This is a genomic window from Brevibacillus sp. NPDC058079, from assembly GCF_042885155.1.
Lineage (GTDB): Bacteria > Bacillota > Bacilli > Brevibacillales > Brevibacillaceae > Brevibacillus.
Map to the genome: position 1 here is coordinate 1405161 of NZ_JBHVSO010000001.1, position 24637 is coordinate 1429797.

The 24637-nt window shown below is 41.1% G+C and carries 34 protein-coding genes and 1 pseudogene; 16 read left to right on the forward strand and 19 right to left on the reverse strand.

What is annotated here, in order from left to right; all coding sequences use genetic code 11:
- Window positions 1–77 precede the first annotated feature (77 nt).
- On the forward strand, window positions 78–701 hold the full coding sequence (gene lexA, locus ACFVS2_RS06320; RefSeq protein WP_016743448.1) for a transcriptional repressor LexA: 624 nt from the start codon (window positions 78–80) through the stop codon (window positions 699–701).
- 50 nt (window positions 702–751) lie between these two features.
- Here lexA and ACFVS2_RS06325 read toward each other — a convergent pair whose 3' ends face one another.
- Window positions 752–1237, reverse strand: a complete 486-nt coding sequence (locus ACFVS2_RS06325; protein WP_007718943.1) for a DUF456 domain-containing protein — start codon at window positions 1235–1237, stop codon at window positions 752–754.
- A 108-nt stretch (window positions 1238–1345) separates the two neighbouring features.
- On the opposite strand from ACFVS2_RS06325, the gene ACFVS2_RS06330 reads away from it, so the two are divergent.
- Window positions 1346–1921, forward strand: coding sequence for a DUF4269 domain-containing protein (locus tag ACFVS2_RS06330; protein WP_390232273.1), 576 nt, complete (start codon window positions 1346–1348; stop codon window positions 1919–1921).
- Here the strand turns inward: ACFVS2_RS06330 and ACFVS2_RS06335 are convergent.
- Entirely contained in the window at window positions 1918–2178 is a 261-nt protein-coding gene (locus tag ACFVS2_RS06335; RefSeq protein WP_390232276.1) for an SOS response-associated peptidase family protein, read from the reverse strand. The two genes, ACFVS2_RS06330 and ACFVS2_RS06335, sit on opposite strands and share 4 nt — an antisense overlap.
- A 77-nt stretch (window positions 2179–2255) precedes the next feature.
- Between ACFVS2_RS06335 and ACFVS2_RS06340 the strand changes: the two genes are divergently transcribed.
- The gene (locus ACFVS2_RS06340) at window positions 2256–2390 is read left to right on the forward strand and encodes a hypothetical protein (protein WP_255654154.1); all 135 of its coding nucleotides are present in this window, start codon (window positions 2256–2258) and stop codon (window positions 2388–2390) included.
- A gap of 87 nt (window positions 2391–2477) precedes the next feature.
- Here ACFVS2_RS06340 and arsC read toward each other — a convergent pair whose 3' ends face one another.
- The 8 genes and pseudogenes from arsC to ACFVS2_RS06380 form a co-directional block, all read right to left on the reverse strand.
- Window positions 2478–2882, reverse strand: a complete 405-nt coding sequence (gene arsC / locus ACFVS2_RS06345; RefSeq protein ID WP_015891621.1) for an arsenate reductase (thioredoxin) — start codon at window positions 2880–2882, stop codon at window positions 2478–2480.
- A gap of 40 nt (window positions 2883–2922) precedes the next feature.
- Window positions 2923–3948 carry an ACR3 family arsenite efflux transporter gene (gene arsB / locus ACFVS2_RS06350; protein WP_390232280.1) on the reverse strand — a complete coding sequence of 342 codons (1026 nt, stop codon included), beginning with the start codon at window positions 3946–3948 and terminating at the stop codon, window positions 2923–2925.
- A gap of 18 nt (window positions 3949–3966) precedes the next feature.
- The gene (locus ACFVS2_RS06355; protein WP_390232283.1) at window positions 3967–4404 is read right to left on the reverse strand and encodes an ArsI/CadI family heavy metal resistance metalloenzyme; all 438 of its coding nucleotides are present in this window, start codon (window positions 4402–4404) and stop codon (window positions 3967–3969) included.
- Between the two features lie 64 nt (window positions 4405–4468).
- Complete coding sequence (arsR, locus tag ACFVS2_RS06360; protein ID WP_007716712.1) at window positions 4469–4783, reverse strand: arsenical resistance operon transcriptional regulator ArsR; 315 nt, start codon at window positions 4781–4783, stop codon at window positions 4469–4471.
- 123 nt (window positions 4784–4906) lie between these two features.
- Window positions 4907–5269 (reverse strand): SOS response-associated peptidase, encoded by a 363-nt coding sequence (locus ACFVS2_RS06365; protein ID WP_370642721.1) that lies wholly within the window; start codon window positions 5267–5269, stop codon window positions 4907–4909.
- Between the two features lie 85 nt (window positions 5270–5354).
- Complete coding sequence (locus tag ACFVS2_RS06370; RefSeq protein WP_390232288.1) at window positions 5355–6245, reverse strand: GNAT family N-acetyltransferase; 891 nt, start codon at window positions 6243–6245, stop codon at window positions 5355–5357.
- 428 nt (window positions 6246–6673) lie between these two features.
- Window positions 6674–7117, reverse strand: a pseudogene (locus tag ACFVS2_RS06375) (lipoprotein BA_5634 family protein); the annotation flags it as partial.
- A 15-nt stretch (window positions 7118–7132) separates the two neighbouring features.
- Window positions 7133–7261: a hypothetical protein gene (locus ACFVS2_RS06380; RefSeq protein ID WP_390232291.1), complete on the reverse strand. Its 129-nt coding sequence runs from the start codon at window positions 7259–7261 to the stop codon at window positions 7133–7135.
- Between the two features lie 401 nt (window positions 7262–7662).
- Between ACFVS2_RS06380 and ACFVS2_RS06385 the strand changes: the two genes are divergently transcribed.
- Both ACFVS2_RS06385 and ACFVS2_RS06390 read left to right on the forward strand, forming a co-directional pair.
- Window positions 7663–7926 carry a CD3324 family protein gene (locus tag ACFVS2_RS06385; RefSeq protein WP_007718970.1) on the forward strand — a complete coding sequence of 88 codons (264 nt, stop codon included), beginning with the start codon at window positions 7663–7665 and terminating at the stop codon, window positions 7924–7926.
- 157 nt (window positions 7927–8083) lie between these two features.
- A complete protein-coding gene (locus tag ACFVS2_RS06390; protein WP_390232294.1) occupies window positions 8084–8722 on the forward strand; it encodes a FusB/FusC family EF-G-binding protein in 639 nt (212 codons plus the stop codon).
- 64 nt (window positions 8723–8786) lie between these two features.
- On the opposite strand, the gene ACFVS2_RS06395 is transcribed toward ACFVS2_RS06390, so the two are convergent.
- From ACFVS2_RS06395 to ACFVS2_RS06410, 4 genes are all read right to left on the reverse strand, one after another.
- On the reverse strand, window positions 8787–9302 hold the full coding sequence (locus ACFVS2_RS06395) for an SRPBCC domain-containing protein (protein WP_390232297.1): 516 nt from the start codon (window positions 9300–9302) through the stop codon (window positions 8787–8789).
- Between the two features lie 31 nt (window positions 9303–9333).
- Entirely contained in the window at window positions 9334–9678 is a 345-nt protein-coding gene (locus ACFVS2_RS06400; protein ID WP_173621370.1) for an ArsR/SmtB family transcription factor, read from the reverse strand.
- Between the two features lie 173 nt (window positions 9679–9851).
- Window positions 9852–10817: an SDR family NAD(P)-dependent oxidoreductase gene (locus tag ACFVS2_RS06405; RefSeq protein WP_390232301.1), complete on the reverse strand. Its 966-nt coding sequence runs from the start codon at window positions 10815–10817 to the stop codon at window positions 9852–9854.
- A 111-nt stretch (window positions 10818–10928) separates the two neighbouring features.
- Window positions 10929–11435 carry a TetR/AcrR family transcriptional regulator gene (locus tag ACFVS2_RS06410; protein WP_173621372.1) on the reverse strand — a complete coding sequence of 169 codons (507 nt, stop codon included), beginning with the start codon at window positions 11433–11435 and terminating at the stop codon, window positions 10929–10931.
- 756 nt (window positions 11436–12191) lie between these two features.
- Here ACFVS2_RS06410 and ACFVS2_RS06415 point away from each other — a divergent pair.
- From ACFVS2_RS06415 to ACFVS2_RS06430, 4 genes are all read left to right on the forward strand, one after another.
- Window positions 12192–12329 carry a hypothetical protein gene (locus tag ACFVS2_RS06415; protein WP_157230862.1) on the forward strand — a complete coding sequence of 46 codons (138 nt, stop codon included), beginning with the start codon at window positions 12192–12194 and terminating at the stop codon, window positions 12327–12329.
- Window positions 12330–12593: 264 nt separating this feature from the next.
- Complete coding sequence (locus tag ACFVS2_RS06420; protein WP_390232305.1) at window positions 12594–12962, forward strand: hypothetical protein; 369 nt, start codon at window positions 12594–12596, stop codon at window positions 12960–12962.
- 44 nt (window positions 12963–13006) lie between these two features.
- Complete coding sequence (locus ACFVS2_RS06425; protein ID WP_173621374.1) at window positions 13007–13324, forward strand: immunity protein TriTu family protein; 318 nt, start codon at window positions 13007–13009, stop codon at window positions 13322–13324.
- A gap of 438 nt (window positions 13325–13762) precedes the next feature.
- Window positions 13763–13849: a YjcZ family sporulation protein gene (locus tag ACFVS2_RS06430; protein ID WP_016743434.1), complete on the forward strand. Its 87-nt coding sequence runs from the start codon at window positions 13763–13765 to the stop codon at window positions 13847–13849.
- A gap of 681 nt (window positions 13850–14530) precedes the next feature.
- On the opposite strand, the gene ACFVS2_RS06435 is transcribed toward ACFVS2_RS06430, so the two are convergent.
- Window positions 14531–15013 carry a GNAT family N-acetyltransferase gene (locus ACFVS2_RS06435; protein WP_390232309.1) on the reverse strand — a complete coding sequence of 161 codons (483 nt, stop codon included), beginning with the start codon at window positions 15011–15013 and terminating at the stop codon, window positions 14531–14533.
- 245 nt (window positions 15014–15258) lie between these two features.
- Here ACFVS2_RS06435 and ACFVS2_RS06440 point away from each other — a divergent pair, with 245 nt between their 5' ends.
- Window positions 15259–15663: a hypothetical protein gene (locus tag ACFVS2_RS06440; protein ID WP_007718996.1), complete on the forward strand. Its 405-nt coding sequence runs from the start codon at window positions 15259–15261 to the stop codon at window positions 15661–15663.
- Window positions 15664–16291: 628 nt separating this feature from the next.
- Window positions 16292–16810, forward strand: coding sequence for a hypothetical protein (locus ACFVS2_RS06445; RefSeq protein ID WP_390232313.1), 519 nt, complete (start codon window positions 16292–16294; stop codon window positions 16808–16810).
- Window positions 16811–16834: 24 nt separating this feature from the next.
- Here the strand turns inward: ACFVS2_RS06445 and ACFVS2_RS06450 are convergent, their stop codons facing one another.
- Together ACFVS2_RS06450 and ACFVS2_RS06455 are read right to left on the reverse strand one after the other, a co-directional pair.
- A complete protein-coding gene (locus ACFVS2_RS06450) occupies window positions 16835–17074 on the reverse strand; it encodes a hypothetical protein (RefSeq protein ID WP_390232316.1) in 240 nt (79 codons plus the stop codon).
- Window positions 17075–17292: 218 nt separating this feature from the next.
- Window positions 17293–18240 carry an ABC transporter substrate-binding protein gene (locus ACFVS2_RS06455; protein ID WP_390232319.1) on the reverse strand — a complete coding sequence of 316 codons (948 nt, stop codon included), beginning with the start codon at window positions 18238–18240 and terminating at the stop codon, window positions 17293–17295.
- Window positions 18241–18586: 346 nt separating this feature from the next.
- Between ACFVS2_RS06455 and ACFVS2_RS06460 the strand changes: the two genes are divergently transcribed.
- Window positions 18587–19225, forward strand: coding sequence for a flavin reductase family protein (locus ACFVS2_RS06460; RefSeq protein ID WP_390232322.1), 639 nt, complete (start codon window positions 18587–18589; stop codon window positions 19223–19225).
- 934 nt (window positions 19226–20159) lie between these two features.
- Here ACFVS2_RS06460 and ACFVS2_RS06465 read toward each other — a convergent pair.
- Entirely contained in the window at window positions 20160–20537 is a 378-nt protein-coding gene (locus ACFVS2_RS06465) for a PH domain-containing protein (protein WP_173621378.1), read from the reverse strand.
- Between the two features lie 464 nt (window positions 20538–21001).
- Between ACFVS2_RS06465 and ACFVS2_RS06470 the strand changes: the two genes are divergently transcribed.
- The 4 genes from ACFVS2_RS06470 to ACFVS2_RS06485 all read left to right on the forward strand — a co-directional run bounded on the left by ACFVS2_RS06470 (window position 21002) and on the right by ACFVS2_RS06485 (window position 23857).
- Complete coding sequence (locus tag ACFVS2_RS06470) at window positions 21002–21445, forward strand: M23 family metallopeptidase (RefSeq protein WP_390232324.1); 444 nt, start codon at window positions 21002–21004, stop codon at window positions 21443–21445.
- 154 nt (window positions 21446–21599) lie between these two features.
- A complete protein-coding gene (locus ACFVS2_RS06475) occupies window positions 21600–22046 on the forward strand; it encodes a hypothetical protein (RefSeq protein ID WP_390232327.1) in 447 nt (148 codons plus the stop codon).
- Window positions 22047–22350: 304 nt separating this feature from the next.
- On the forward strand, window positions 22351–23229 hold the full coding sequence (locus tag ACFVS2_RS06480) for a discoidin domain-containing protein (protein WP_390232330.1): 879 nt from the start codon (window positions 22351–22353) through the stop codon (window positions 23227–23229).
- A 199-nt stretch (window positions 23230–23428) separates the two neighbouring features.
- A complete protein-coding gene (locus ACFVS2_RS06485; protein ID WP_390232333.1) occupies window positions 23429–23857 on the forward strand; it encodes a NucA/NucB deoxyribonuclease domain-containing protein in 429 nt (142 codons plus the stop codon).
- Between the two features lie 117 nt (window positions 23858–23974).
- Here ACFVS2_RS06485 and ACFVS2_RS06490 read toward each other — a convergent pair.
- The coding region (locus ACFVS2_RS06490; RefSeq protein ID WP_390232336.1) for an IS3 family transposase at window positions 23975–24637 on the reverse strand (663 nt) is incomplete at its 5' end.

The following is a 24637-nucleotide window of genomic DNA, read 5'->3' on the forward strand; positions in this document are numbered from 1 at the left end:
GAACTTATGTTTGTCGAACGCAAGCTCCCATGGTATAATATAGGAAAATATGTTCGAGAAATCAGGGGTGTCTTTCTATGTCAAAATTATCGAGTAGACAACAAGCCATCATCGAGTTCATACGAAAGGAAGTTCGTGATAAAGGATATCCGCCATCTGTACGTGAAATTGGTGAGGCTGTTGGACTAGCTTCCAGCTCAACAGTACATGGGCATTTGGCACGCTTAGAGAAAAAAGGCCTCATTCGTCGAGATCCTACCAAACCTCGTGCCATCGAATTGCTATCAGATGAAGATCGTTTTCAAGACAATTTCGAAGACTCTGTCGTCCGTGTTCCAGTAATCGGAAAAGTAACCGCTGGACAACCGATCACTGCCATTGAGGATGTGGAAGAGTACTTCCCGCTTCCAGACAATATCGTGACTTCTGACAAGGTCTATATGCTGCGCGTCTCCGGGAACAGTATGATTGATGCCGGGATTCTCGACGGAGATTACGTAATTGTTCGCCAACAGCACGTAGCGAACAATGGTGACATTGTCGTAGCCATGACAGAAGAAGACGAAGCGACCGTCAAAAGATTTTTCAAAGAAAAGAACCACTTTCGTCTCCAACCGGAAAATGCCACAATGGAACCGATCATTCTGGAGAATGTCACCATTCTCGGTAAAGTCATCGGTGTATATCGACTCATTCACTAGTTTCCACGTAAAAAAGGACAGCCTCGGCTGTCCTTTTCGTTTTCTATATGTTATCTGGCGACAAAAAACCAGATGATCATCGTAACTTGCAATATGACTTTTACGACCGCACTACCCAAAAATCCGATCAGTGAGCCTACGCCCGCTTTCACTGCTCGCTCCATCGACTGCTTCTGCACCATTAACTCTACCAGAACGACGAATACGAACGGCAAGATCAGCATACCAAACGGTGGGAAAACGAAGATCCCGAGGATAATTCCGACCGCAGCAGCAATGGACGACCACTTGGACCCTCCGTACCTTTTCACGAAGTACATGTTCGTCAGCAAGTCAGCACCATAAAGCAGAATGCTTAGAACGACCATTCCCCACCAAAAGGATGCGGGCAATCCCGCTCCCGGATCTGCAATGAAAAAGTGATAGAGCAAAAAGCCCGCCCACAGTAATATCGTATCAGGTAAAACAGGTAAAAAAATTCCTGCGATGCTTAGCAAGAACAATAACACAACCACTACCCACAAAAATATTTCCATCTACTACACTCCCTTCATCTAGGTATACGAGTGATTACCGATTTCGTTGCGTACTTATTCACTTTTGTCTAAACTATTTTAAAAGAAAGTAGACATGGAGGTAGTCTCTTGAGAAATTGGCATGATCTCTCTTATTTGGGCAGAGGAACGATGCGCCAAAAAGCGGCGTGGGAAGCGATTAAACAGACGCACATCATGGAAGTACTATCCGATTACCGTCCAGTGCTTGCCGGAACCATCCCTTTAGACATTGACGTCAAGCAAAGCGATCTAGACATTATTTGCGAGAGTCATGATCTGGAACAGTTTGAGCAGGCTGTGCGTACAGCATTTGGCTGCTTACCCGGATTTGAAGTGACACACCTAGATATAAAAAGTACTCCCACGTGCGTTATCTCGTTTTTCACAGCTGACTTTTGGTTTGAATTGTTTGCTCAACCGGTAGCTGTCGAAAAGCAAAATGCCTATCGTCATATGGACATCGAAGCACGTTTGCTAGACATAGGAGGCTTGGATGCATGCCAACATATTAGAGCTCTGAAGCAAAGCGGCATCAAAACAGAGCCTGCATTTGCTCGATACTTTCATATTCCGGGTGATGATCCATACGAGGCATTGTTGCATTTGGAGTCGTTAACCGAACAGGAATTACGACAAAAAGTTCAGCTCCTGCGAAAGGATTAATCTTCAAGCAAAGAGCCGATCTCTACTTCTTGAATACAGGAAGGATCATCATTTTTCGGACTGCCCACTTTGGCGGATACCAGATATACCATCATCTTGCTGGAATCGTAGGGGGTAAACAGCGACTGGAGCTGCAACCGATCATACTTCTCCCGATCAAGCCATAATTCCTCATCATCTTTCTTTAAGATGACAGGCATTCGCTCATTTTTATTAAATGTCAACAAAATCGTACTGAGTATTGATTTATTCGACATTTTCTATGGTGTAACACCTAAATTATGTCGCTAGTATACGTTTGAGATGCATATCTTGTTGCAAGGAAGTGATTATCATGGAAAATTCATATAATAACCCTACAGCTAATAACTCTGAGGATACTATGAAAGAAGCGATTGTTGTAGGTGAATCATATCACTTCTGGTTGGATGCAGAGGAAGATGTATATGATCAAAAGTACAGAAAATAAGAGTCGGTGTGTAGAGAAAGTCCCCTTTCGTCAAAAAGGGGACTTTTCCTCGGACATTAGATGGATACAGCTCGCTTGCGGAAAAATTTACTCCCCTGTTTCCGCAAATTTCTTTATACGGGCACCGATCTCGTCACGAACTCGTTGAAACTCAGGCCATTCTTTTCCCGCAGGATCGTCAAATCCCCAATGGACACGGTTTACATGAGTAGGAGTGGTTGGACAAACGGAATCGGCATGGCTGCATAGTGTCACGATCAGATCAGCCTTGTTTAAAATATCAGAGTCAATGACATCTGATGTTTGATCGGAAATGTCTATGCCAACTTCTTTCATCGCTCGAACGGCATTTGGATTCACACCATGGGCTTCAATCCCAGCAGAAAAAACATTCCAGGCGTTACCTAAGTATTTTTTTCCCCATGCTTCCGCCATTTGGCTTCGGCAAGAATTTCCTGTACATAAAAAGTAAATCGTTTTTTTGTTTTCCATGATGTACACACCTTTTCAGCGTAAATTAGGAAATGTGCTGCTAAAAATATTTGCGCTTGAACCATAAAGCTACATTAACCAATGCAATCATCACAGGTACTTCCACAAGAGGGCCGATGACGGCTGCAAAGGCGGCACCTGAATGAATCCCAAACACTCCGACTGCCACAGCGATAGCTAATTCAAAGTTATTACTACCTGCTGTGAAAGCAAGCGTCGTAGTAACGGGATAATTTGCGCCAATCTTTTTCCCCATATAGAAAGAGATAAAGAACATGAGGATGAAATAGATGAGAAGTGGAATGGCGATGCGAACAACATCAAGTGGAACGCTTACGATGTTTTCTCCTTGTGTTGAGAACATGACAATGATGGTAAAGAGTAAGGCAATCAGAGTCATGGGGCTAATTTTTGGGATGAACACTTTCTCATACCAATGTCTGCCTTTAACTTTTACAAAAGTAAAGCGCGTCAGCATCCCGGCAAGAAAAGGAATACCTAGATATATAAACACCGATTTTGCCACTTCCGCCATCGTAATACTAATGACTGCACCCTGAATACCAAGCCATTCCGGGATTACGGTGACAAAGACATAAGCATATACTGAAAAGAAAAGCATCTGAAACAAAGAATTGAAAGCCACAAGTCCGGCTGCATATTCTGCATCACCTTTTGCGAGGTCATTCCACACAATCACCATGGCGATACAACGTGCCAATCCAATCATGATCAGCCCTACCATATATTCTGGTTTATCTGGCAAGAAAATGATGGCTAATAAAAACATCAAAACCGGGCCTATAACCCAGTTCTGAATAAGGGATAGCAAAAGAACCTTAATGTCTTTAAATACGCGCCCCATTTCTTCATATCGAACTTTAGCTAAAGGAGGGTACATCATCAGGATTAAACCTATAGCAATCGGTATGGATGTTGTACCAATTTGTAAGCTATTCAATCCATTGGTGAAAGCAGGAAAGAAAATTCCGATCATAATCCCTACTGCCATAGCAAGGAAGATCCAAAGGGTCAAGAAGCGATCTAAAAATGATAGTTGTTTCATTGAGCCTCCCACTTTGTCTTAGCAGCAAGAATTGGTTGCTTCTGTTTTTGAATCTACGCAGCAGGATGTGGACTCGATTTTATGAACGTCACTGTCAGACTTTGTGTAGAAAAATTCCCACTCATTACCGTCTGGATCAGTAACCCAAAATTTATCCTGCACAGCATAACAACATGTCGTATCCATCTCGTCACGAGCGATAAAGCCTTCTTTTTCTAGTCTTTCCTTATGAGTCAGGATTTCATTTGCACTTTCAACCTGGAATCCGAAGTGGTTAACTTGGTTTCCGCTTACAGCGTCCCGAACATTCAATGTAAAGTTTAATCCTGGGGTTTCAAGCAAGAACTTAGCATAATCAGGCTTTACCTTTACAGGGTTAACCCCAAAAACCTTTTGATAGAACTCAATAGATTTCTCCAGATTGGTAACGTTAACGCCAACATGTACATACTTCATTTAAGATTCCTCCTTTAATTTAAAAACCATTAATCAAAAAAAATTGATATAAGGTCTAAAAAAATTAGCAGCAACTACCTTTGCCTGTTTTTCTGAAGATACAACAAAGCTCTTCCGATAATAGGTGGTTCACTTCATCATCATTCAAATCGTAGTAACTCCAGGTACCTTTTGTCTCTTTGATAATTAGGTTGGCATCCAATAATATCTTGAGATGATACGATAATTTAGATTGAGGCATGTCAAAAACCTCTGTCAGGTCGCATACGCATGTTTTGCCTCTTTGACAAAGCTCATACATAATTTCAAGGCGCTTCTGATCGGAGAGAGCTTTGAATTTCTTCTCATATTGCTCCAATTTGTGCTTAATATCGTTCATCGATTACAACCTCATTCATCAATTTTTTTTGATGTATTTATTATATGCACGATTACCAAGAAGATGCAATAATTAAATCAATTTTTTCTGATATAACATCCTTTTCGATAGGTGATCGCTACACTAGTAACCCTCGACGCCCAAAATCAATGGTGCAAATTTTGTCCACATAAACTCATAAAAGCTGTCAGCAGGAAGGATGCATCGCTTTCGGGCGAAAAGCTGTTTGAATGCGGGCTTTTCATTTAATGTCTCGCAGCGCGCATTGATCATTTTGTAGCTGCTCTTCTCATCGGCAGCCCACGATGGCACTAACCCCCATCTCAACTGACCCATACGTCGCTCGCCGCGATCAGCAATAATCGCTGGAATGAACTGACCCGGTGCAATATTGTACCTTGGCTTTGCATCAAATGGAATGACTTCGATTTGGAAGCGTTCCTTCCATTTTTCCAAGTTCGTTACGAGAGTAAAACGGCCACACATGCTTTTCCCCTCACATCCTTCCATACTGGACGTCTGCTTTTTTCTTCTATTTTACTGTTTCACACGATGTGTCATTTCAAACCTTTTATGCGTGTGAAGTAAGCGGAAAACGAAAATGTTCTGTCTCCATTTTGAACGAGGGACGAACAAATAAGACATCATCCGTCGTTGTCATCAAAGCAGATTGGATCTTCTCATTCTCACTATCCGGCATAAAGTGAAAATGAATGATTGCTGTCTCAGGCGATACCAAATGAGAAATGACTGCTACTATATCAACTGGTTTTTTACTTACCAAATCAAATACATGCAGTTGGTCATCTTCTCGTTCCAATAAGACAATCACATCCTCCTCTTCGACATAATAGATTACATCCCGAAAAACGAGCAGCAAGTAAAACATCAACAGATGCTCGCTATCCTTGATACCTAGACTCACTGAAACGGGGATTCGTTTGGCAGCAAATTCCTTCATGACGATAAAATCAGCCTCATTATCAACATCTAGCTTGCGTATGACTGATTTTTGTCCTACTTGCTTTTTCAAATCAGATGCCAATAAGCGAAAACTACTTTCCTGTACTCTCTCAAATCCGAACTTCGGATAAAAATCGAGCACGGTATCATTGGCATACAAATAAATAAAATCGTATTCCTTTTCACATGTTTCAAGAATATGGTTCATCAATTTCGCTGCCAATCCTTGGTTACGATAGGCAGGATGCGTCATGACCGTCCCGATCTGAAGTGCCTTATAGTCTTTGCCATTGGATGTCACGATCATCTTACTGGCAGAAGCGTTAGCAATAACCTGCTCCCTATCCAAATAGGAATAGCAAACATAGTTGTCATTCCAAAAGCCCTTGTTATACCATTCTTTAAAATCGAGCTGAAAGATCTGCTTGGCGAGGTCATTAAAGCTCTCTTTGTATTTTTCGATATGCTTGTAGTCACTGATCAATCGATATTCACCCACGTAAAAACCTCCCTTTCTGTTGTATGTGCTGTTTGTCATCATTCATTCCTTTTCAGCAATCCCTTCTTTCCAATAAAAAAGACCACAAGAAGAATTCTCTTCTCATGGTCAAATTTATCGTTGTGATGAAGATACCTATCCCGAACAGAATAGATATGATGCACAAACGTGAAATTTGTTTTGATGAGATATAATGCCTTCTAATCGCTTTTGAAAAAGGTATAAAAAAGAAACAAAGGGCACGCCCTTCATTTGACCTTTTCCCATATAAAATTCATTCGAATTTTACTTAGCGATTATGAGTTTCATCATATACAATCAAAACCTCTTTTCACGTTCATTATTGTAACTATATAGGAGTTTCCATGGACTGTAAACGATTTATCATAGATAAAAATAGAAGGCAGACCATAAATCTGCCTTTCTTTCTATTTCTTTGTATCCATTTCTTTCATGTGAACGAGCTGTTCCGTTTCCACATTGAAAGTACCCATCTCATTCTTAGGATCTTTGTTATATCCCCATACCGAGACTTTCTTGGTGGTTCCCTCCACTTGTTCCCAAGTGGGATCATCCACAATCACGAAAAGATCAGCATAGCTCCGCCCGTCGCCAATGATCACATTGCCTTGATACGTGAGCTTGTTCGGACCAACAGTCAAATTGGCCGTTTCATTTTTAGCAAAGTATACCCCTGCATCGCTTGTGATCTGCGGTAAGGCATCGATTGGTGTCGTGTTATTCCCCTCATCTACTTTTCTCAACAGTTCCTTCTCCAGCAGCGATTGGGCCGCCGTTTTGTTCATGACCATCGCATTTTGTTCACCAGCAGATACCATTTTCACATTGTAATTATCAGTCGCGATTACATCTTTGGACTGTTTTGTTCATGCTTGATCAATTTGTTGTTCAGTTCCATACAAGATAACTCCATTTGCGTCCTGGGAGCATCCTGTAAATAAGACAGTTGCAACAAGCAAACTCACACCCAGACTGAATTTATTACGTAAATTCATGATGACTTTCCCCTTTCTCTCTTTCCTGATAGCCAAGCAAGTATTACTTTATCGGTCGATAGAGATGATTACCATCGTCTTCCCTTACGTATCCACTTACATTTTTGTAAGTATCGTTATACAAAAACGTCATTTTCTTATATAATTACAAATACTCCCTTCCCGAAAAGGACTGGGGGCACCGTTTTTAAAATGGACCTCGAGGGGGGTGTACGAATGGCGAATGCTCTCAATTTGCCACATACCGCAGCGGCTCATGCAAAGCCTAGAAATAGTGAGGCGATACTTTGCATGAGGTGGTCTCTTGTTTAATCGAATCATCGCCTTCATTTGCGTATCTCATTTCCTATTTCTTGGCTTTGCCCCTTATTTGCCTATTTTTAAATAAGGAGCGAGCAGAAATGAAATGTGTGAAAGCAAATTTAATCCTTCCTGAATCGTTACTCGCAGAAATTCAAAAGTACGTGCAAGGAGAAACCATTTACATTCCGAAGACAAAAGTAACCCATCAAAAATGGGGGACGCGCACTGGCGGGAGAAAACTTCTGGATGAGCGGAATACGGCTATTAAAAGCAGCTTTCGGGCCGGGACGGCTATTTCTCAGTTAGCGGAGGAATACTTTTTGTCTACAGAGACGATTAAAAAAATCGTGTATACCAAATAGACATTTATAAAGCACTGGTGACCTTTCCATACAGGTTGTCAGTGCTTTTTTATGGCGAGTTTTTTTGTGAAAAGTCTTCTCCCTTTCTCCTCTCTTGCAAACACACTAAAGTAAAGAGGAACCCACCTTACAAGACAGAAACAGGAGGAACCGCAAGATGGAACCTTTTATCCATACACATCAGTATCACTTCATTCAATCACGCGTTCAAGCAATCATGAACGCCTATGCGACCAGTACAGATGTCAATGTGATTCGTGCTCGAAAAGAAATCGCCCATGAAGAAATCTTTCAGTTGTTCCCGAACATAACTGCAGAACAAAAAGAGATTTTGCATCCGATTGACTCGATTAAAGAAAAAGCAGAAGGAAAACAGTTTTTGCACCAGCTTTCACCGTTTGTGATTCCATTCCCTTCTCTCACAGAGTCTTCTATTAAGAAGCTCTTTCCAAAAGTAAAGAAGCTTAAAATCTCGAATTTAGCAGAAATCGATTTTTCAGAAATCTCTTATGTGGGCTGGCTAGACACTGCGACGGAAAAGAAGTATATTGTCGCTTACCACGAAGGAAAACTGATTGGCATTCACGGGCAGTTTACCAATGTAAATAAGAAAGGCCTTTGTGCGCTCTGTAATCGCTTTGAAGAAATCGGCATGTTCGTCCTTGAAGCAAAAAGCTCTGGGGATGGAACATATTTGAAAAAAGGAAACTTCATTTGCCAAGACAGTGCGACGTGCAATCAAAATATCATTTCGCTAGATAAGCTGAACGATTTTATTACGCTGATGGTGAAATAAATCTGCAACTAAATTGAAAAAGCCGCCGGGTCTTCAATGCCAGGCGGCCTTTCCTATATGTCCCTTACTTGATCTCGTTCAGACTCTCTTCCAAACGATCCCACGTTTGGGTGATGCCCTCTAGCATGCCCATGTCCATGACAGTTTTGATGGCCTCTGCAGATACATATTCAGAACGGCTGACCAGCTTCGTCTTGCCACCCATATCGATGAATTCCATCATAACCTCTGTCGAAGGCATGGTATCATTTGTGTTGCCTTCTGCATCTGAAAAGTAATCGGTATAGATGATTTTCTCTTGCTCAACAATTTCCTTATAAACGCCTTTGCCCCAAGATTCCATGCCGTAAAAATCACCTTGATTCTTATCGACGCATTTCATGCAATAGTGCCAAACACCACCTGGTCGGAAATCGACATTACAAACCGGGAGTTCCCAGCCTTTCGGTCCCCACCAACGCTTGAGATGCTCAGGCTCCTTAAACATCTTGAACACGAGTTCTCTTGGCGCGTCGAATACACGCTCCAGTACCAGCACCCGCTCGTTCTCTACCCTTGAAACCATTGTATTTCTTGACATAGCAATTCCTCCTCATTCATTTGAATGGATCTCAAGTATTTTCCTTGTTTTGCAGTTCCCGCAAATAGTCTTCCAGATTATCAAATCTTTCTTCCATAACTCGCTGGAATGACTTCACCCAAGAATCCAGCGCTCGGAAGGGCTCGGGCCTGAGTTTATATATTCGACGATTGGCTTCAGCCTTCACATCCACGATCCCGTTGTCACTAAGCACCTTCAAATGCTTCGAGGCTTGGGGCTGGCGAAGGCCCAGTTGGTCTGCGATTTCCCCTACAGTTAGAGGACCATCGCGCAAAAGTTCGACGATTTTCATACGATTCGGTTCAGCCAAAGCACTCAGCGTCGCCATGTCCATGCCCGGATTCATCCCCGACATGTCACTCACCTCGTTACATGATGGATTCTACGTTCATCTCATCTCCTTCAGCGTTATTGTGATCATCTTGTTAGGTAAAATATACACCAAAGGGAATATTCCTGTAAAGGAATATTTAAAATGATTTTGTCATTTCCTTTGTTAGTGATTAATCAATAACTAGTGCTTATCATTTATTTCATGGAAGTACGATTCTGTAAATGCTGGATCGTTGCCGTTATACCCTCCTCGAACTTCGTCGCTGGGATTGGTCCAATAAGCCGTTTATATTTTTCTCCGCTAAGAATCAACGGTGTTTCGGTTAAGTACAGCATCTCGACAACCTCCTTCATCACCGGGACGAACATCCCCAGCAAAGACAAACCCATTTTCCCAAGAGGAATGACAGGCTTCACGGTGCCACTTGCTTTTTGAGCGATTCGAACGATGTCTCGACCGGAAATGATGCCTCCACCTGGAATGTGCCAGTTTTGTCCATAAGCAAACTCACGGCTGGCCAACTCCACAATCATCTTCGCCGCATCCGGCAAATAAACAAACTCGCGAGAAACATGCATATTCCCAATGAAAAGCCCCGGTTTTCCAGCCGCAATTGCCTCAAGTGTGGAACCCAAATACGATGCTTGATTAGCGGTAGGTCCGTAATAATCCGGTAATCTGACAATCATCGTTCGCGCATGATCCCAGCGACTGCTAAACAGCATCTGTTCAAATGCCAACCTGATTTTTCCTTTCTTCGTATGCGGTTGCTTTGGATGCTCCTCCGTCACTGGTTCTATCTGCTTTCGCCCGTATGGATAAATGCCGTCTACCACAACAACCTTCAAGTCTCTCTTGTTGACGGCTTCCATGACGGCTTCGCCAAGTGGGATCAGCTTATTTACCATCTCGTGATAAGGGACGTTTGCACAATGGAATAGTACATCCGCTCCTTCCGATGCTGCTACGATGTCTTGAGACCGGAATGCATCCCCGGTGGCCAGTGACAAATGTGCTGGATTCCCTAGCTCTGACGCCATTTGCTCTAGCTTTTGTCTAGAACGTCCAAAAGCAATCGTTTCAACTCCTCGTTTGATGAGCTCGTTCAGAATAGCCGCTCCCGTTCCGCCTGTTGCCCCGACTACAATCGCTTTTTTCATTCGGATCATCTCCACTTGTTTAATTTGTGATTGATCAATCACTAACTAATTTGAACTATAACTTTTTAGTTAGTGATTAGTCAATAACTAATTGTCACAATTTTTTCTCCGCTACACCTCCATTAATTCTGGCATATCCAAAGCTGCTGAAATATTACACAGCATTCCTCTTGCCAGGAAAATAAGTGTTCTCTCTTCCGGGCTCGCAATGCCCGCTTCACGAAAAGCTGTTAGGACGATCTGACGAACCTCCCGAAATCCTTCGCGCATTGCCTCTCGAATCGAAGGCTCTTGAATCGTCTGGGACTGCATTTGAAGAAGTATTTCATTTTGATGGGAAGCCAAAATCTTTTCATATGCCTTGATTAAATCTGTTTCCAATTGCTCTTTGGATGCGGAATCCACAACGAGACGGAAAGAGTCAATGATCCGCTCCCACGACGCCTCCAAGGCTGCCTGTAACAAAGCTTCCTTCGATGCAAAAAACTTGAAAATATACGGCTGGGAAATCTTTGCACGCTCTGCCACTTGCGCTGTCGTTGCCCGGAAATACCCGATTTCAGCAAAGACTTCAATGGCAGCAGAGATGATTTCCGTTTTACGATTGACCGACGTCATTGCGAGATCGCCTCCCTTTTAGTGATTAATCAATAATACCTGATTATACGTCAGTTTGTGATCGGTTTCAAATGACGTGTATCACTCCCATACAGACTTGCCACAAACTTCGTGATATTTTCAAGAAGGGTTGTTGTAATTGATTAAGAAAGCCTTGATGATTCTAGCAGTAAGCTCTGTTGTCACGGTACCAAGTTTAGCCATAACCGCCCACGGAGCAACACTCCCTTTACAGAAGAAATCGGTCTCCTTCGCAGCTAGCACTACCCAGTATGACTGGAAAGGAAAAGAAACTTCCTCTACATCAACTGAGATTAAGCACGGAACTACTACAATTAAAAACGCTGCATTTGGTGATCAAATTTGGGTAATGCTAGGCTCCCCTATTCCAGCCGGATGGGTGATAGTGAATAGTACGACACTGACATTTCTTAAGTAGATTTTTATTTTCCGAATTTTTGGTATTTTATATGTTATCTAGAGTGTATGTGTGTTATTATTGGATCAGAAGTTATATTTTCCCAATTCAGGAGGTGAATAACAATGTTTAAGAAATTACTTCAAAAAATTGGTGCTAACTCAATCCGCCCATGTCCTCGGGAGTGCATACCAGCAGGAAAACATTGCATGTGTCCCGCTTAATGTCAGATAGTACTTAAAAAGGCCGTCCCAACAGCTATTTGCGTGGCAGAGGGATGGTCTTTTTCCGTATACCTATCATCCTCATTTCGTTCATACTTATAAGGAGGAAGATTTATGAAAAAATTTGCTCTGTTTGGTATTGCTGCTGCATTACTTCTATCGCTTTCATTTCCTGGTGTTAGCAGCGCAAAAGAACAACGTGTACCATGTGAAGCTGACGGGTATTGCGGATGGCCGACTTATAGCGCTTAACACCAACCCATCCAATAAAGACTGAGACGAACGACATCTGCCAATACAAATACTAGTGATTGTTGGCGACAAAGGTGCTAAGGGATGTATAAGAAGTTTATGATTGATATGAAGTAGTAAGGTTAAAGAAAGCAAACGTAAAATCTACATTGTTTATTTTAATCAAACATCATGCACCGACTATTTAACTAGCGGTATGATGTTTTTCTTTTTTCATTCGTGATACTATTTCACCAATCTAACCATTTAAAGGCGGATCAAATTATGAAAAGTCTTTTGAAAATGATGATTGGTTTGGCCTTTGCTTTTTGGTTCTTTATTCTTTGGGCTTGTAAATCGCTTCTTTCAAGTGATATTCCAGTAACCATTTCGACCTGGGACACGATCCTTTTCTCTTTCAGTTATCTCGTTTCTACGGTAGTAGCTCTACTCTATGTCAGGTTCACGCATAATGGAAAAATACATATCTTCCTGTCTATTCCTACACTTTTGTGGGGACTTTCTATTGCTCAAGTATTTACCCATCAGTATCACCCCTTTGATACGCTGATGAGTGTTATTGGCTTTATAGGCTCTGGAGCGATTATGTTCTTTTCGATTTTGATGCAGCGTAAATCTCCGAATATTACCTAGAACACATGCTACATCACTATATCCATGATTGGCTGGGGTGAAAAATGATTTTATCTTTTTTCCGTGATTGGGCTGAATGCAAGTCTGCAGAATTACAAAAATCTAATATCTCTTCGGAAATTATCAATTGTGAATTTGTCGACAGTAAAATCGTTCATGACCCTTCTTTAAGAGTTATTCATGAATCCCAGCTTTGCATTGGTCAGATTATTGTGTGGAAGTCACAACAATTTGAAATGGAAATGCTGCATATCGAATCTGAAGACTTAATTTATTGGAAGTATCTTGAGAAAACAGACTCCAATTTTGACGAAATCACTTCAGATTATTTCCAAGTTCTTCAAACCGGCTTTAAACTTTGACACCGTACACAATTTATAAAAATATTCATGTTCTTAAATCACTTAGTCACGATAGAATGGTAATACATGGAAAATAAATCTACCAAGGAGGTGAATGATCATGCTGAAGAAGCTCCTGAAAAAGTTAGGTTCAAATTATTCAATTGAGCCTTGCGGAGATTCATGCATTATTTATCATGGCAGATGCTTATGCCCTTGGTAGAAGTAGCTAAGTTCCAAGAAGGCTGTCCCAAATGCCATGAATGTGGCTAAGGGATAGCCTTTTTTTGTCGTTTATCCCCCTACTGATTTAACATTATTGAGCTGTTGGACATGACAAGTAACAGGCTGTTGCATGCCCAAATTTCCCACTTACTGTGATATCGCCCTTACATAGCGCCTTAATTTGCATAGCTTGAGTTTGAGGTTATTCCTCATACACTTGAAGGGGTGATATCGATGGGATTCTTTGACGACAATTTTGCTTTAGTTTTGGTTCTTTTCGTTTTATTAACAATTGTTGCTTGTAGTTGTGATGAGTGCTAATTTCTGTCCAATGTTATGGGCGGCTAAGCTGCCCTCCTTCTCCCTCTTTGGCATCATTGAGCTTTGATCCCATCTTTTTGTCCACTCCTCCTACGTTACGCTTTAGTAGACGGAGTGTAGTATTGTGGAGAGGTTAGATTTGGACACTCTGTCATACGACAAAACTTTTTCAGTGGTATTTCTATCACCTGCGATTTCAACAAAAGAGCCGCCCGGTTCTTTCCCCGAGCGGCTTAACGCCTTTCACGTCTTCTTGTTAGGAACCTAAGAACTCGTCACTGTATAGCTCCCTTGTTAATCCGTTTACTATATTTAAGCGTGTACGGATACGTCCCTATCCTTTGCAATATCCCCCAGACTGTAGTACCAACCTCTGCTGGATCGCTTGACTTGTTTTGATAAAACTACATACTTTCAGAATATTATTTAATTTTAACTTATAAGCGAAACCTTATGGGTGTTGATTATGAAAAAGCTCGTTGCTGTTGTTTTTGCTATTGTAATGGTTTGTCCGTAAGTTCTGGCGATACTCCATGGATTAAACGATAGATCATTCGATTAGGAGTCTTTTGTGCCCCTTGCTAGGGGCATTTTTTATTACAACCGATTTACCTCAAAACCACGAATTTTACAGCCTCATCACCGTTTTTCTTATGTTAAATGGCATGCTCTGTACTATGCCTATTCAAGATTCTCCATTTCCATCGTCATCACGATAAAGGGGGTCCCATTGTTTACGAATGAGGCCGTTTCTTTAAATCTCGCTCTTGTATACACTTTAATTGCTCTATGATTAAAGCTAGCAACACTTAAACGTAGATATTTTGGTTCAAATTGCTGTTTGGCAAATTCGATCCCAGCCTGTAAAAACGAAAAGCCAATCCCTTTCCCTGTCATATCTGGTTTCATTCCGAGCCCGATATCCAACACGTCCTCGCCCTTGTAAAGATTTTGCTTTCGAGCTTCTGGGACTTGAGCATTGAGCCCAAAACAGAAGAATCCGGTAAGCTGACCATGATTATCTTGAACTGAATAATAGGTACCGTCTAATAGTTCCTGAAATGTTTCTGGACTATTTTCAAAGTCATAAAAAGAATATTCCTGCGGATATTGCCAAGTTGCGACTTGCTCTGCATCCGTAATTGTCATCAAATGAACGTTCATTTATTCCCCTCCAAAAAACCTTTACACTCAGTTCGTTTTTCATAAAGCTATCCCCTGCTACAAGATAAACCGTGTCATTTTCCATGACTACTACCGTGATAGGGAGTTGCGTTCAAGAGATATGAATAGGCAATCTTCTGTTTTTTGTGTGTAAATATTTACCAATTCATTCAATTTGAGTATAATTACTTTTAGTTCGTGTATTTAGAATTTGATCAGAAATGATCCTAAGGAGTGTACTAGGTATGAAAAAACAGCTTCTCTCTATTTCGATGCTCGCTTTACTCCTCTCTGGCGCACCTGTATATGCTTCCGCTTCTACCAATGCTCAAGTTCAAGGTGAAGCAGACACAGTAACCATGGAGCAACAAAAACAAGAACAACAATTCACTAAATATTACTACCTTACTCCTGGACAGTTAAGTCCAAAAGAAGCGATTTATCTAAAGAAAGGGCAGGAGCTCCGTATCAGTCCAAAAGGTACCTTTGCGAATTACACAGTCTATAATGCTCAAAATAAACAAATTTGGAGCGGTACGACAGGAATCATTATTAAGGCTGATGCGGACGGGTATCGCTACGTACAATTTCAAGCTCCCTATTCCTACCAGGATCAAAATGTTATCGTAGCTACTTTTACGATTCAATAAAACATGAATAGCTTTTAGCCCGTCTTGATTGTGAAGACGGGCTTTATGCATATTTGCATCGCTCATTCTTCCCGTGAAAAGTCGAATAGCCACTTTTTCCTTTTCCTTAAGAGTGAGGTGGAACGAAGCTTGCATTCCATCTTGGTGACCTTCCTAAATACTGATCTACATACATTTTCAAGATATTAGTACATTTGGCCAATCAGAAGGGTAATTCATTTCGTACGCTATCTTAGATCGTCATCAGGAGGGGATGTCACTTGAAAAAGAAAAAATCTAAGTCTAAGCGATTCAAGAAAGTGAATGGTCAATTGGTTGAATTTCTTCCTAGCTTTCAAGAATGTATAAACGAATGTAGACGTGTAAGTCCGCCTCATGAAGATTGTGAAACGTTATGTCTCCCATATCTAGACTCAAGAAGAGTACGATTGGATATAGAGTGTTACGAACGTTGCCGTCGCTGGAGATCTCACGGGATTTGTGATCACATTTGTCAGGTGCCTTATTGACCCAATAAGTTTTATGGAATAGAAAAATGTCTCTTTTCTGTAACGACCTTCATATATTGTTCCTTTATAATGCACTTACAAACAACTTTACCCCATATACGAAGAGAGAGGAAACCAACATGAGTCTCAAAAAAATCATCGTCGGCATCATGCTTACATCCGTCTTAGTGATCGGCATCATCTTTGCTGTTAACAATGGCAAAGTAGAACACTCTGCACAGCCTGTTGCACAGGAAAACAAAAAAACTGAACTTTACACTAACTCTCAGGCAAATTTCAGCTTTAAGCCGCCAATTTCTTGGAACGGGCACTACAAGGTGAACCAATATGCAGGTGTAGAGGCTGACAAAATTCTGCCATCAGCCAAGCATGTAGTGCAATTCGATTATACGACGAAGGATGGCCAAGGTTCTGAGACGCTTCTAATGATCTCCGTTTTCATGAAACCTGATTGGACTCGCCTCTCTAGCGAGGAAGGGACGCCTGTAGGGACATCCATTGCAGAATCAAATGACATGGTGTATGTCTATACAACGCCACAGTCCAATCCGTTTGATTCCCAATCTGAAGACGGCAAGCTTTTTGACCAACTGTATGGTGATTTGAAAATAAATGAATCTTTCGCACTTCTAAAATAAGATTGTTACAATTCCCCGAGCCATTTACAAAACGTGTCTTTTGTAAATGGCTTCTTTGATGGCATTTAGCACTTTCATACATTTACGAGTTTGATAGGATGAAGCTGCCCATTGAAAATCTTCACCTTTTTCCGCTGATGGAACGCCCTTTGCGATGAAAGTCGGTGTAGAGGTTTCAATCAAGAATAGCGGGCTTTCCGCAAATGTTACTTTTTTAAATCCTGTCCAGGAGCACCAGACAAATAAATGAAGCTGGGAAAACATTTCGTTTCTCCCAGCTTCTCCTTCATTATTTGTTCTGACAGGCTTTAAGGAAAGTGACTAGGAGATTACCCGCCACTTTTGAAAGGTTAGGTCCTCAGACCACAATCCGGAACGCGATATATACCGTTATCAAATCCACGTTAGGAAACCATTTTTCCTCAAATGGGAAGTCAAAACCGACTTTTCGAATAGCCCCATCTTTTGCGTCGATCGTATGGTTATTGTTTTTTCAGCAACATGCTCCCAATCTCGTCTAGGAGCATTTCCTTTCCAATTGGGCCAAAGGCTTTGATGTTGAATGTTTCATTGGTTACCTCATAGAGATGTCCTTGTTGAACTGCCTTGTTGCTTTTCCATACTGGACTCTTTTTCAGTTCTGCATATATATCATCCGCTTTTCCGCCGAAATTGACGAGGAACATATGGTCTGGCTGAAAATTCGTCAGTCCTTCCAGCTCGATCATTTCCATTGTTTTATCCGTTGGTGTTCCAACTGCCGGCTTCAGGCCGAGATCAGTGAACAAGATATCTGCATATCCATATTTTCCGTACACGCGGAACAATTTGGGGGTTACGGCCAGGAACATAAAGGTCTGGTCGTCGTACGCTTGCTTGAGTTGCTCGCGCATCCCTTTCGTCTTCTCGTCATAGCCAGCCAGCCATTTGTTCACGTCCTCTTCTTGTCCAAACAGGCGGCCGATTTCTTTAAACTTATCACGCCATTTATCCATGTCTGTCTCCAGAACGACAGTCGGCGCAATTTTGGATAGTTGATCGTACATCTTTTGCTGGCGGTTATTCATAATAATCAGGTCTGGCTTTGTTTCTACCACTGCTTCCAGATTGATAGAGTCATCCCACATCCAGCCAACCGTTTTTACATCTGTCAGCTTATCCGCTACGTGGGACATGATTTTAGTCTTGTATGTATTTGCCGTCGCAACCGGCTTGTGTCCCAAAATTAATAGCTCCTCCGCTGCTCCCGATACGTCTGCAATCCGCTTTGGTTCCGCCGGGATTGTCACTTCCCCCATCAGATGCTTAACTACGCGTGTCTCAGACTTCTTGGGTGCTTCCGAAGCCGTTTGGCTGCTTCCGCAACCTGCCGATACGGCAGTGACTACTGCAACCAAGCAGGCCAGTACGATTCGTGTTCCTTTTTTCATACGCTCATTTCTCCTTGTCACGTGATGTTTGGTGTGAAGTTTTGTGTGATAATGATTATCATTATAAGTGACAGAGAAGATAATCACATATTTTATCCTATATGTCAATGTTTTTTATATTTTTTGTGTATATAAAGAAAAGAGATTGCCCCATGTTACAGATTGGGGAATCCTCTAGATCAACCAAGCTATTGATTACTCCTTCCCCTTCTCACAAGTAATGTTTTGTAAAGTTCAATCGAAATGAAACAGCAAAATAACGAAAAGAATAGTCATTATAATTTGAAATAGGTCTCTTATTTGAGACGATGGAAAACTTTTCTTTTTATAGTGGAGGGAGCGCATTATGCACAAGGTAGTTGAACCAAAAATTCTTTACTTTGGGACGCCAGTTGTACTCATCAGCACATTAAATGAGGACAATTCTGTCAACCTTGCCCCTATGTCTTCTGCATGGTGGCTTAATCAATCATGCATGCTTGGAATGAGTAGCTCATCTCAAACCGTTACCAATTTGTTGCGCGAACGCGAATGTGTTTTGAATCTTCCTTCGTCTGATCTTGCTCATGCGGTGGACTGTCTGGCTCTACTAACTGGACGAAATCCTGTCCCGGAGCGTAAGGCTAATGTGGGATACCGATTTGAACCGGATAAATTCGGAACGGCTGGGCTCACCCCCAAAAATTCGGACCTGATTCGGCCTCCACGCGTTGCGGAGTGCCCGGTTCAATTAGAGGCAGTGGTAGAACAAGTCCATAATTTTGAACTGCCCAGTTCTTTAAAAGCAATTGAAGTAAAGATAATACGTGCTCATGTTGATGAACAAATCCTAATGACTGGCGAGAAGAACTACATCGATCCTGAGAAGTGGAGCCCGCTAATTATGAACTTCTGTGAATTTTTTGGCCTTAGCCCCAAGCTGCACCCGCCAAGATTAGCCCCAGTTTTTGGTCCCGCTCCAAGTTCCATTAGCATATCGAATTAAATATCATTGGCGTGCTGTAGAGCCCTTCAATCTAAAATATTTCATGAAGAAAACCCGTCTCTCCTTAAAATAGGGACGGTTTTTCTATTTCTTGAACTCTCATTGAACATTTCCCATATTTTTACCTTTCTTAAATTTATTCCCTTTAATGTTTTGCTCAAATCTACGAATAGAAAAGATTATGTAAACCATACTTAGAGTAAGCTCCAAGTCAAGGTATTCCTAACTCTCTTTCTTATAGGAAATTCAGGAATTAGAACTAGAGATCGATACGTTAAGACAACCATTTAACGGAGCCTTATTTTAAAAAACTGTACAAATTAAATTTTGCTTGTAATGTATGGTACAAAAGAATTGGGATTGTTTTTTTATCATGTACCTATTGTTTTATAGAGCTACTTTAGATTCGAAAATGTAACGGCCGTCGGATAATGGCTTATCTACCTGTTCGAACAGCATCGGTGAAATAAGCATGAGGTCACCTCGATACAAAAAAGTCCCCAATTGCTTTAAGCAAATTGGGGTACACAAGAAGTAATACGTGAATAAAAAAGTGGTCATCTATATAGTAAGTTATCACCTCAATACTTCCTACAAGTATATATAGGTATGCATACCTTCTCTTGCCACAAAAAAATAGCGCAGACTCATCTGCACAGATTAAGTCGTACGCCATATCCCCAAGAGAATCTACACTAGATATCCTATTACATTACTTTTATCGGTTTGATTGGGCAGCTATTTCATGTATAAATATTGGTAAATAGTTTGTCATACTTCCTTATGTCCAAATAAAATGAGAACGTGCAATAATGTCTAGTTTCTTATTATTTTGGTTCTGTTGTTCTTTTAGCTGTTCTAAAATTTGATTCGTCATCTCTGCGTGAGAAATAAAGCCCTCCCCGGAATGAAGGAGGACTTTTTAGCAAGCGGACTAATCCAAAATGTACTCGGCCAGTACGCTCTGTATGTGATAAATATTCAAGTTCTTGTTAAATTGTTTTTGGATCGGTACTGCACTTCCAGAAACCCAAATTTTCAATTCCGCATCCAAATCAAAATTTCCGGCTGTTTCAATGCTAAAATGATGAATACTTTTATAAGGAATGGAATGGTACTCTGTCTTTCTACCAGTAATGCCTTGCTTATCAACCAGTATTAACCGCTTGTTGGTGAAGATGAACATATCACGAATTAATTTGTACGCCTTTTCTATGCTCTCATTGTTCGCTAAGATTTGAGCATACTCCTTTTGAACATCTGCAATGTTAACTTCCGAAGCATTACCCATTAGACCGTCTAACAAGCCCACATTAAAGTCCCCCTATTCGAATAATTGATTAATCATATTCTCCAAACAGTTTACATTTCCTACTGAAGTGGTTACAACATGAATTAGTTCTCGATATCGATGCAATCAAGCCTCTTGTGACTTGCTCCAATACGCTTCAACTGTATATGACATTGCAAGTATGATTAGGGTAGTAATCGTTATACTATTCAAGGGTTTTCTCAAAAGTTGCTGTTACATCAGGAAGTAGTTCCTTTATTGAATCCACCCTATAAAAGTGAGATTTATTGGCATTTCTACTAACCTAGTAATGGCATCCCAAAACATATAGGGTAGCTGTCACCACTCGTAAATAATTGTACTAAACTGTAAAAAACCTTGGGGTGATGAATATTTGAAAGTGTTTGGTAGACATCCCTTTGATACGTCAATCAAGTGTCTTGATCTCTAACGACTGAGGACCTGATCATCCCGGTTCGCAAGACTTGGTATTTAATGTTATTGATTGGGGCACATCCCTTCTTCGCCCCCGGTTTGTTGGTGACCGCCCCCAATATAGATACATCCCTGGCACACCTGTTTATGCTATGGAGGAGGGAACAGTCGCAGATATCAGAAATAGTAGCCCCCATTGCACAGATCCTAACCATTGCCCCCTGTATACTAATATGGTCCTGGTCCAAGGAAGGGATGAGTACTATACTGAGTACGCTCACGTTAGACCATCTACCACTTTACAGAAAGCGATGTTTATCCCAAGTGGACAACTCCTTGGCACTGTAGACTTTTCAGGCGTAACGACAGGACCTAATCTTCATGTTGGACGGTATACTCGTGGCGATGTTGCTACTTGGTATAATAGGCCCACTTGTGATTGGTCTATAGAAGGGGTCCGTCCTATCCGTCGTTTGGGACGTATTCGTCCTTAGCGTCCTGGACTTCACTTTTAGCCGTCCATTATAGGAACGGCTATTTGTGTTTCTATTTAATAACTATTGTGATACAAATAGTTTATTGTAAAATAATTCAAAGGCTAGTGATTAACTGGCTTCCCTAAATAAATGATATATTGAGGTGGCACGCATGAAAGAAATCCAAGGAAATGAACCTGCCAAAATAGGCAAACTCGATAATGAAACCCTACAAGAAATTGTTAAATTTCAGCAGCATGCTGCAAAGCTTCTGCAAGTAAAGTTGGACGATCAGCCCCATGATATTGTCAAAGTCATCACCGAGTGGGTACGCGAACTGAAATCTAACAAGCAAACACTTGAAAATGACGACTGTATCGCACTTGGTGTACTACTTGGCGAGCAGTATGTTCGTGCTTTCAGCTGGCATTGGGGGACAGTAAATGATAGTAGTGCTGCAGTGCTCAATGCTGACAATTCGATTGCAATCCAGCCAATCTTTTGGGTCGATGAAGTGGTGACAAACAGAGAAGGAACTAACTTCATGCTCAATTTCAATATGGTTGCAGACGGAAATATGCCCATCTGCCCCCCTAACACGGCAATGTGGTTCCACTAAATCTACTTCCTACTGTTGTATCAAACGACATCAAATCATTTCATCTTTTTGTGGGTGATTTGTGGGTGCGTTATGGATGTAGAAATAATGCTGCTTAGAGCCCTTCAATCTTAAATATTTTATGAAGAAAACTCGTCTCCTTAAAAATAGGGACGGGTTTTCTATTTCTTGAACACAATATGAACATTTTCATTGAATGTTCCTTTGATTTGAATTTATTCCTTTTACTGTTTTGCTCAAATCATCGAAATGTAATATATTCCTAAGAGAAATTATCCATTTTTAACAGTTCAAGGAGGTTTTTATGAATTTTGTAAAGAGATGCAGTAAGTTTTTTGTAAGTATGGGTCTAATCACTGCCGTTTTATTTTCTGGGCAAAACATTAGTTTAGCTGAAGATCAACAAACCAATAAGGACCTTATTCCAACTATGACTGACTTTGATAAACCAGGCCCTATTATTATTAGTGAAAGCGCACATTATGGAAGCGGTGGACGGAATGACTATGGCTGGAAAGCATTTGACGATTCTGTTGATTTTAGCCACTTAGATTTTTGGTACGTTTATGCAACAACTCCCCCTGAAGGAGGACATTTTTTAAAAATTGACTTCGGTCCTTCCGAAAAAAAGAAAGTTAATACCATGACTATAACCCCTTTATTTCATAATGACTCTCTACAGTCACTTATAAAAGACTGGAAATTTTATGGTTCAAATGATGGTTTGACATGGTCTCTTGTTACTGAAGGTACATTTGAAAATGATAGAACTCCAATAACAGTAGAAACGAATAATGACAAATATTTTAGGTATTATCGTATTAATGTACTAAATAGTTATTATGATCCGTCTGGTAGTTCTGTAGGAATCATGGAAATAGAGATGACAGGCGATACAATCACAAGTACTGATCCAGATCCTGAGCCAAAGCCTGAGCCAGAACCAACCGGTGACAACGCTCTACTGGTTATTAAAATGATCAGTGGTCTCGAGAAAGAGTTTGAATTAACTGCAACCGAAGTTCAAGACTTCATCGACTGGTATAATGGCCGTGCAGATGGTAGAGGAAAAGAAACATACATGTTCGATAAGGACTTTAACAAAGGGCCATTTACTGCTCGCAAAGATTATGTGGCTTTCAGTAAGATTCAATCGTTTGAAGTGATGGAATATACCAAATAACATGACGAGGCACCTCCTCTAAAACAGGGAGGTGCCTCTTTTTATTCATAGGTTAGCAATCTCTTCGATACATTTGGGTCGTCATTCTTTGGACTTCCGACCTTTGCAGGTATAGCTAGCTCCCTTTACTCAGGCCAATCACACCGCTTCTCCATAATGCTGGGCGGTTGAAATAGAACTTATATTGGAGGACAAAAGCATGACACAGAAAAAAATGCTGATGTTGATTGTGGTGCTGCTGATCGGCGCCGCCTATTTCTTTGGACTTGTACCCATAGAGGAAAAAACAGTCAGCAACGGGAACGTAGACCATACGATTGTTTTTCCGTCTGATCGATATCCTCAGACTGCAAAGCATATCAAAGAAGCGATTGCCTCTGGGAAGTCAGCTATATGCACAATTGACCGCGATGGAGCAGATGAAAATCGCGAAGATTCTCTCAAGGGCATTCCTACAAAAAAGGGATATGATCGAGATGAATGGCCTATGGCCATGTGCGCTGAGGGAGGCACGGGAGCACATATCGAATACATATCGCCTTCAGATAATCGAGGAGCTGGATCGTGGATATCCAACCAATTAGAGGATTTTCCAAACGGAACAAAAGTTGAAATCGTGGTCAAATAAAGTATTTGTTTCGTGTACCCGCAAATTCCGGATACGAATAGACATTTACAGTAAAAAAACCGTCTCCTTAAAATGGTCAAGACCCCATTTCGTAGACAGTAAGAAAAACCCTGGCCGTTAGGCCGCTAACTGACGTCTAAATTCACTAGGCGTCAGTTTTTTTAATTTCAGTTGAAGACGTTCTTCGTTGTAAAAATGGATATATTCCTCAATTCTTCTTTGAGCATCTTGTACATCTCGTATATCATAGGGATATAGAGCTTCGGTTTTCAAATGAGAAAAGAAGCTCTCCATCGAGGAGTTGTCTAGGCAATTGCCTCGTCGTGACATGCTGATTTTGGCGCCAACCGTAGGCAGCATGTCGTGGTATGCATGAGACGTGTACTGGTGACCCTGATCGCTGTGAACGATCACACCAGTCACGTCTTTTTGTGTTTTAAATGCTTTCTTGAAAGTCTGAAGAACAAGCGCATTGTCGTTTCGAGAGCTGATATGATAGGCAACAATTTCGCGCGTACACAAATCTTTAATTGCTGAGAGATAGATGCGTTCATCTCCGATTCGATATTGGGTAACGTCAGTTACCCATTTTTGATTTGGTCTCTGAGCAACGAAATTACGATTTAGCATGTTCTCGGCTACACGTCCATCGGAAACAATGGCTTGAAAAGTGGTGATATGGGCACGTTTCCGGCGAATAACTGCTTTAATCCCCAGATTTTGCATCAACCGTAACACTTTTTTATGGTTTACTTTACAACCATACTGGCGTACTAGTTC

Coding starts and splice junctions, on each gene's coding strand:
- lexA (WP_016743448.1), top strand. CDS start 78: ATGTCAAAATTATCGAGTAGACAACAAGCCATCATCGAGTTCATACGA.
- ACFVS2_RS06325 (WP_007718943.1), bottom strand. CDS start 1,237: ATGGAAATATTTTTGTGGGTAGTGGTTGTGTTATTGTTCTTGCTAAGC.
- ACFVS2_RS06335 (WP_390232276.1), bottom strand. CDS start 2,178: ATGTCGAATAAATCAATACTCAGTACGATTTTGTTGACATTTAATAAA.
- ACFVS2_RS06340 (WP_255654154.1), top strand. CDS start 2,256: ATGGAAAATTCATATAATAACCCTACAGCTAATAACTCTGAGGATACT.
- arsC (WP_015891621.1), bottom strand. CDS start 2,882: ATGGAAAACAAAAAAACGATTTACTTTTTATGTACAGGAAATTCTTGC.
- arsB (WP_390232280.1), bottom strand. CDS start 3,948: ATGAAACAACTATCATTTTTAGATCGCTTCTTGACCCTTTGGATCTTC.
- ACFVS2_RS06355 (WP_390232283.1), bottom strand. CDS start 4,404: ATGAAGTATGTACATGTTGGCGTTAACGTTACCAATCTGGAGAAATCT.
- arsR (WP_007716712.1), bottom strand. CDS start 4,783: ATGAACGATATTAAGCACAAATTGGAGCAATATGAGAAGAAATTCAAA.
- ACFVS2_RS06365 (WP_370642721.1), bottom strand. CDS start 5,269: ATGTGTGGCCGTTTTACTCTCGTAACGAACTTGGAAAAATGGAAGGAA.
- ACFVS2_RS06380 (WP_390232291.1), bottom strand. CDS start 7,261: ATGAATTTACGTAATAAATTCAGTCTGGGTGTGAGTTTGCTTGTTGCA.
- ACFVS2_RS06385 (WP_007718970.1), top strand. CDS start 7,663: ATGAAATGTGTGAAAGCAAATTTAATCCTTCCTGAATCGTTACTCGCA.
- ACFVS2_RS06390 (WP_390232294.1), top strand. CDS start 8,084: ATGGAACCTTTTATCCATACACATCAGTATCACTTCATTCAATCACGC.
- ACFVS2_RS06395 (WP_390232297.1), bottom strand. CDS start 9,302: ATGTCAAGAAATACAATGGTTTCAAGGGTAGAGAACGAGCGGGTGCTG.
- ACFVS2_RS06400 (WP_173621370.1), bottom strand. CDS start 9,678: ATGTCGGGGATGAATCCGGGCATGGACATGGCGACGCTGAGTGCTTTG.
- ACFVS2_RS06405 (WP_390232301.1), bottom strand. CDS start 10,817: ATGAAAAAAGCGATTGTAGTCGGGGCAACAGGCGGAACGGGAGCGGCT.
- ACFVS2_RS06410 (WP_173621372.1), bottom strand. CDS start 11,435: ATGACGTCGGTCAATCGTAAAACGGAAATCATCTCTGCTGCCATTGAA.
- ACFVS2_RS06415 (WP_157230862.1), top strand. CDS start 12,192: ATGAAAAAATTTGCTCTGTTTGGTATTGCTGCTGCATTACTTCTATCG.
- ACFVS2_RS06420 (WP_390232305.1), top strand. CDS start 12,594: ATGAAAAGTCTTTTGAAAATGATGATTGGTTTGGCCTTTGCTTTTTGG.
- ACFVS2_RS06425 (WP_173621374.1), top strand. CDS start 13,007: ATGATTTTATCTTTTTTCCGTGATTGGGCTGAATGCAAGTCTGCAGAA.
- ACFVS2_RS06430 (WP_016743434.1), top strand. CDS start 13,763: ATGGGATTCTTTGACGACAATTTTGCTTTAGTTTTGGTTCTTTTCGTT.
- ACFVS2_RS06435 (WP_390232309.1), bottom strand. CDS start 15,013: ATGAACGTTCATTTGATGACAATTACGGATGCAGAGCAAGTCGCAACT.
- ACFVS2_RS06440 (WP_007718996.1), top strand. CDS start 15,259: ATGAAAAAACAGCTTCTCTCTATTTCGATGCTCGCTTTACTCCTCTCT.
- ACFVS2_RS06445 (WP_390232313.1), top strand. CDS start 16,292: ATGAGTCTCAAAAAAATCATCGTCGGCATCATGCTTACATCCGTCTTA.
- ACFVS2_RS06450 (WP_390232316.1), bottom strand. CDS start 17,074: ATGTTTTCCCAGCTTCATTTATTTGTCTGGTGCTCCTGGACAGGATTT.
- ACFVS2_RS06455 (WP_390232319.1), bottom strand. CDS start 18,240: ATGAAAAAAGGAACACGAATCGTACTGGCCTGCTTGGTTGCAGTAGTC.
- ACFVS2_RS06460 (WP_390232322.1), top strand. CDS start 18,587: ATGCACAAGGTAGTTGAACCAAAAATTCTTTACTTTGGGACGCCAGTT.
- ACFVS2_RS06475 (WP_390232327.1), top strand. CDS start 21,600: ATGAAAGAAATCCAAGGAAATGAACCTGCCAAAATAGGCAAACTCGAT.
- ACFVS2_RS06480 (WP_390232330.1), top strand. CDS start 22,351: ATGAATTTTGTAAAGAGATGCAGTAAGTTTTTTGTAAGTATGGGTCTA.
- ACFVS2_RS06485 (WP_390232333.1), top strand. CDS start 23,429: ATGACACAGAAAAAAATGCTGATGTTGATTGTGGTGCTGCTGATCGGC.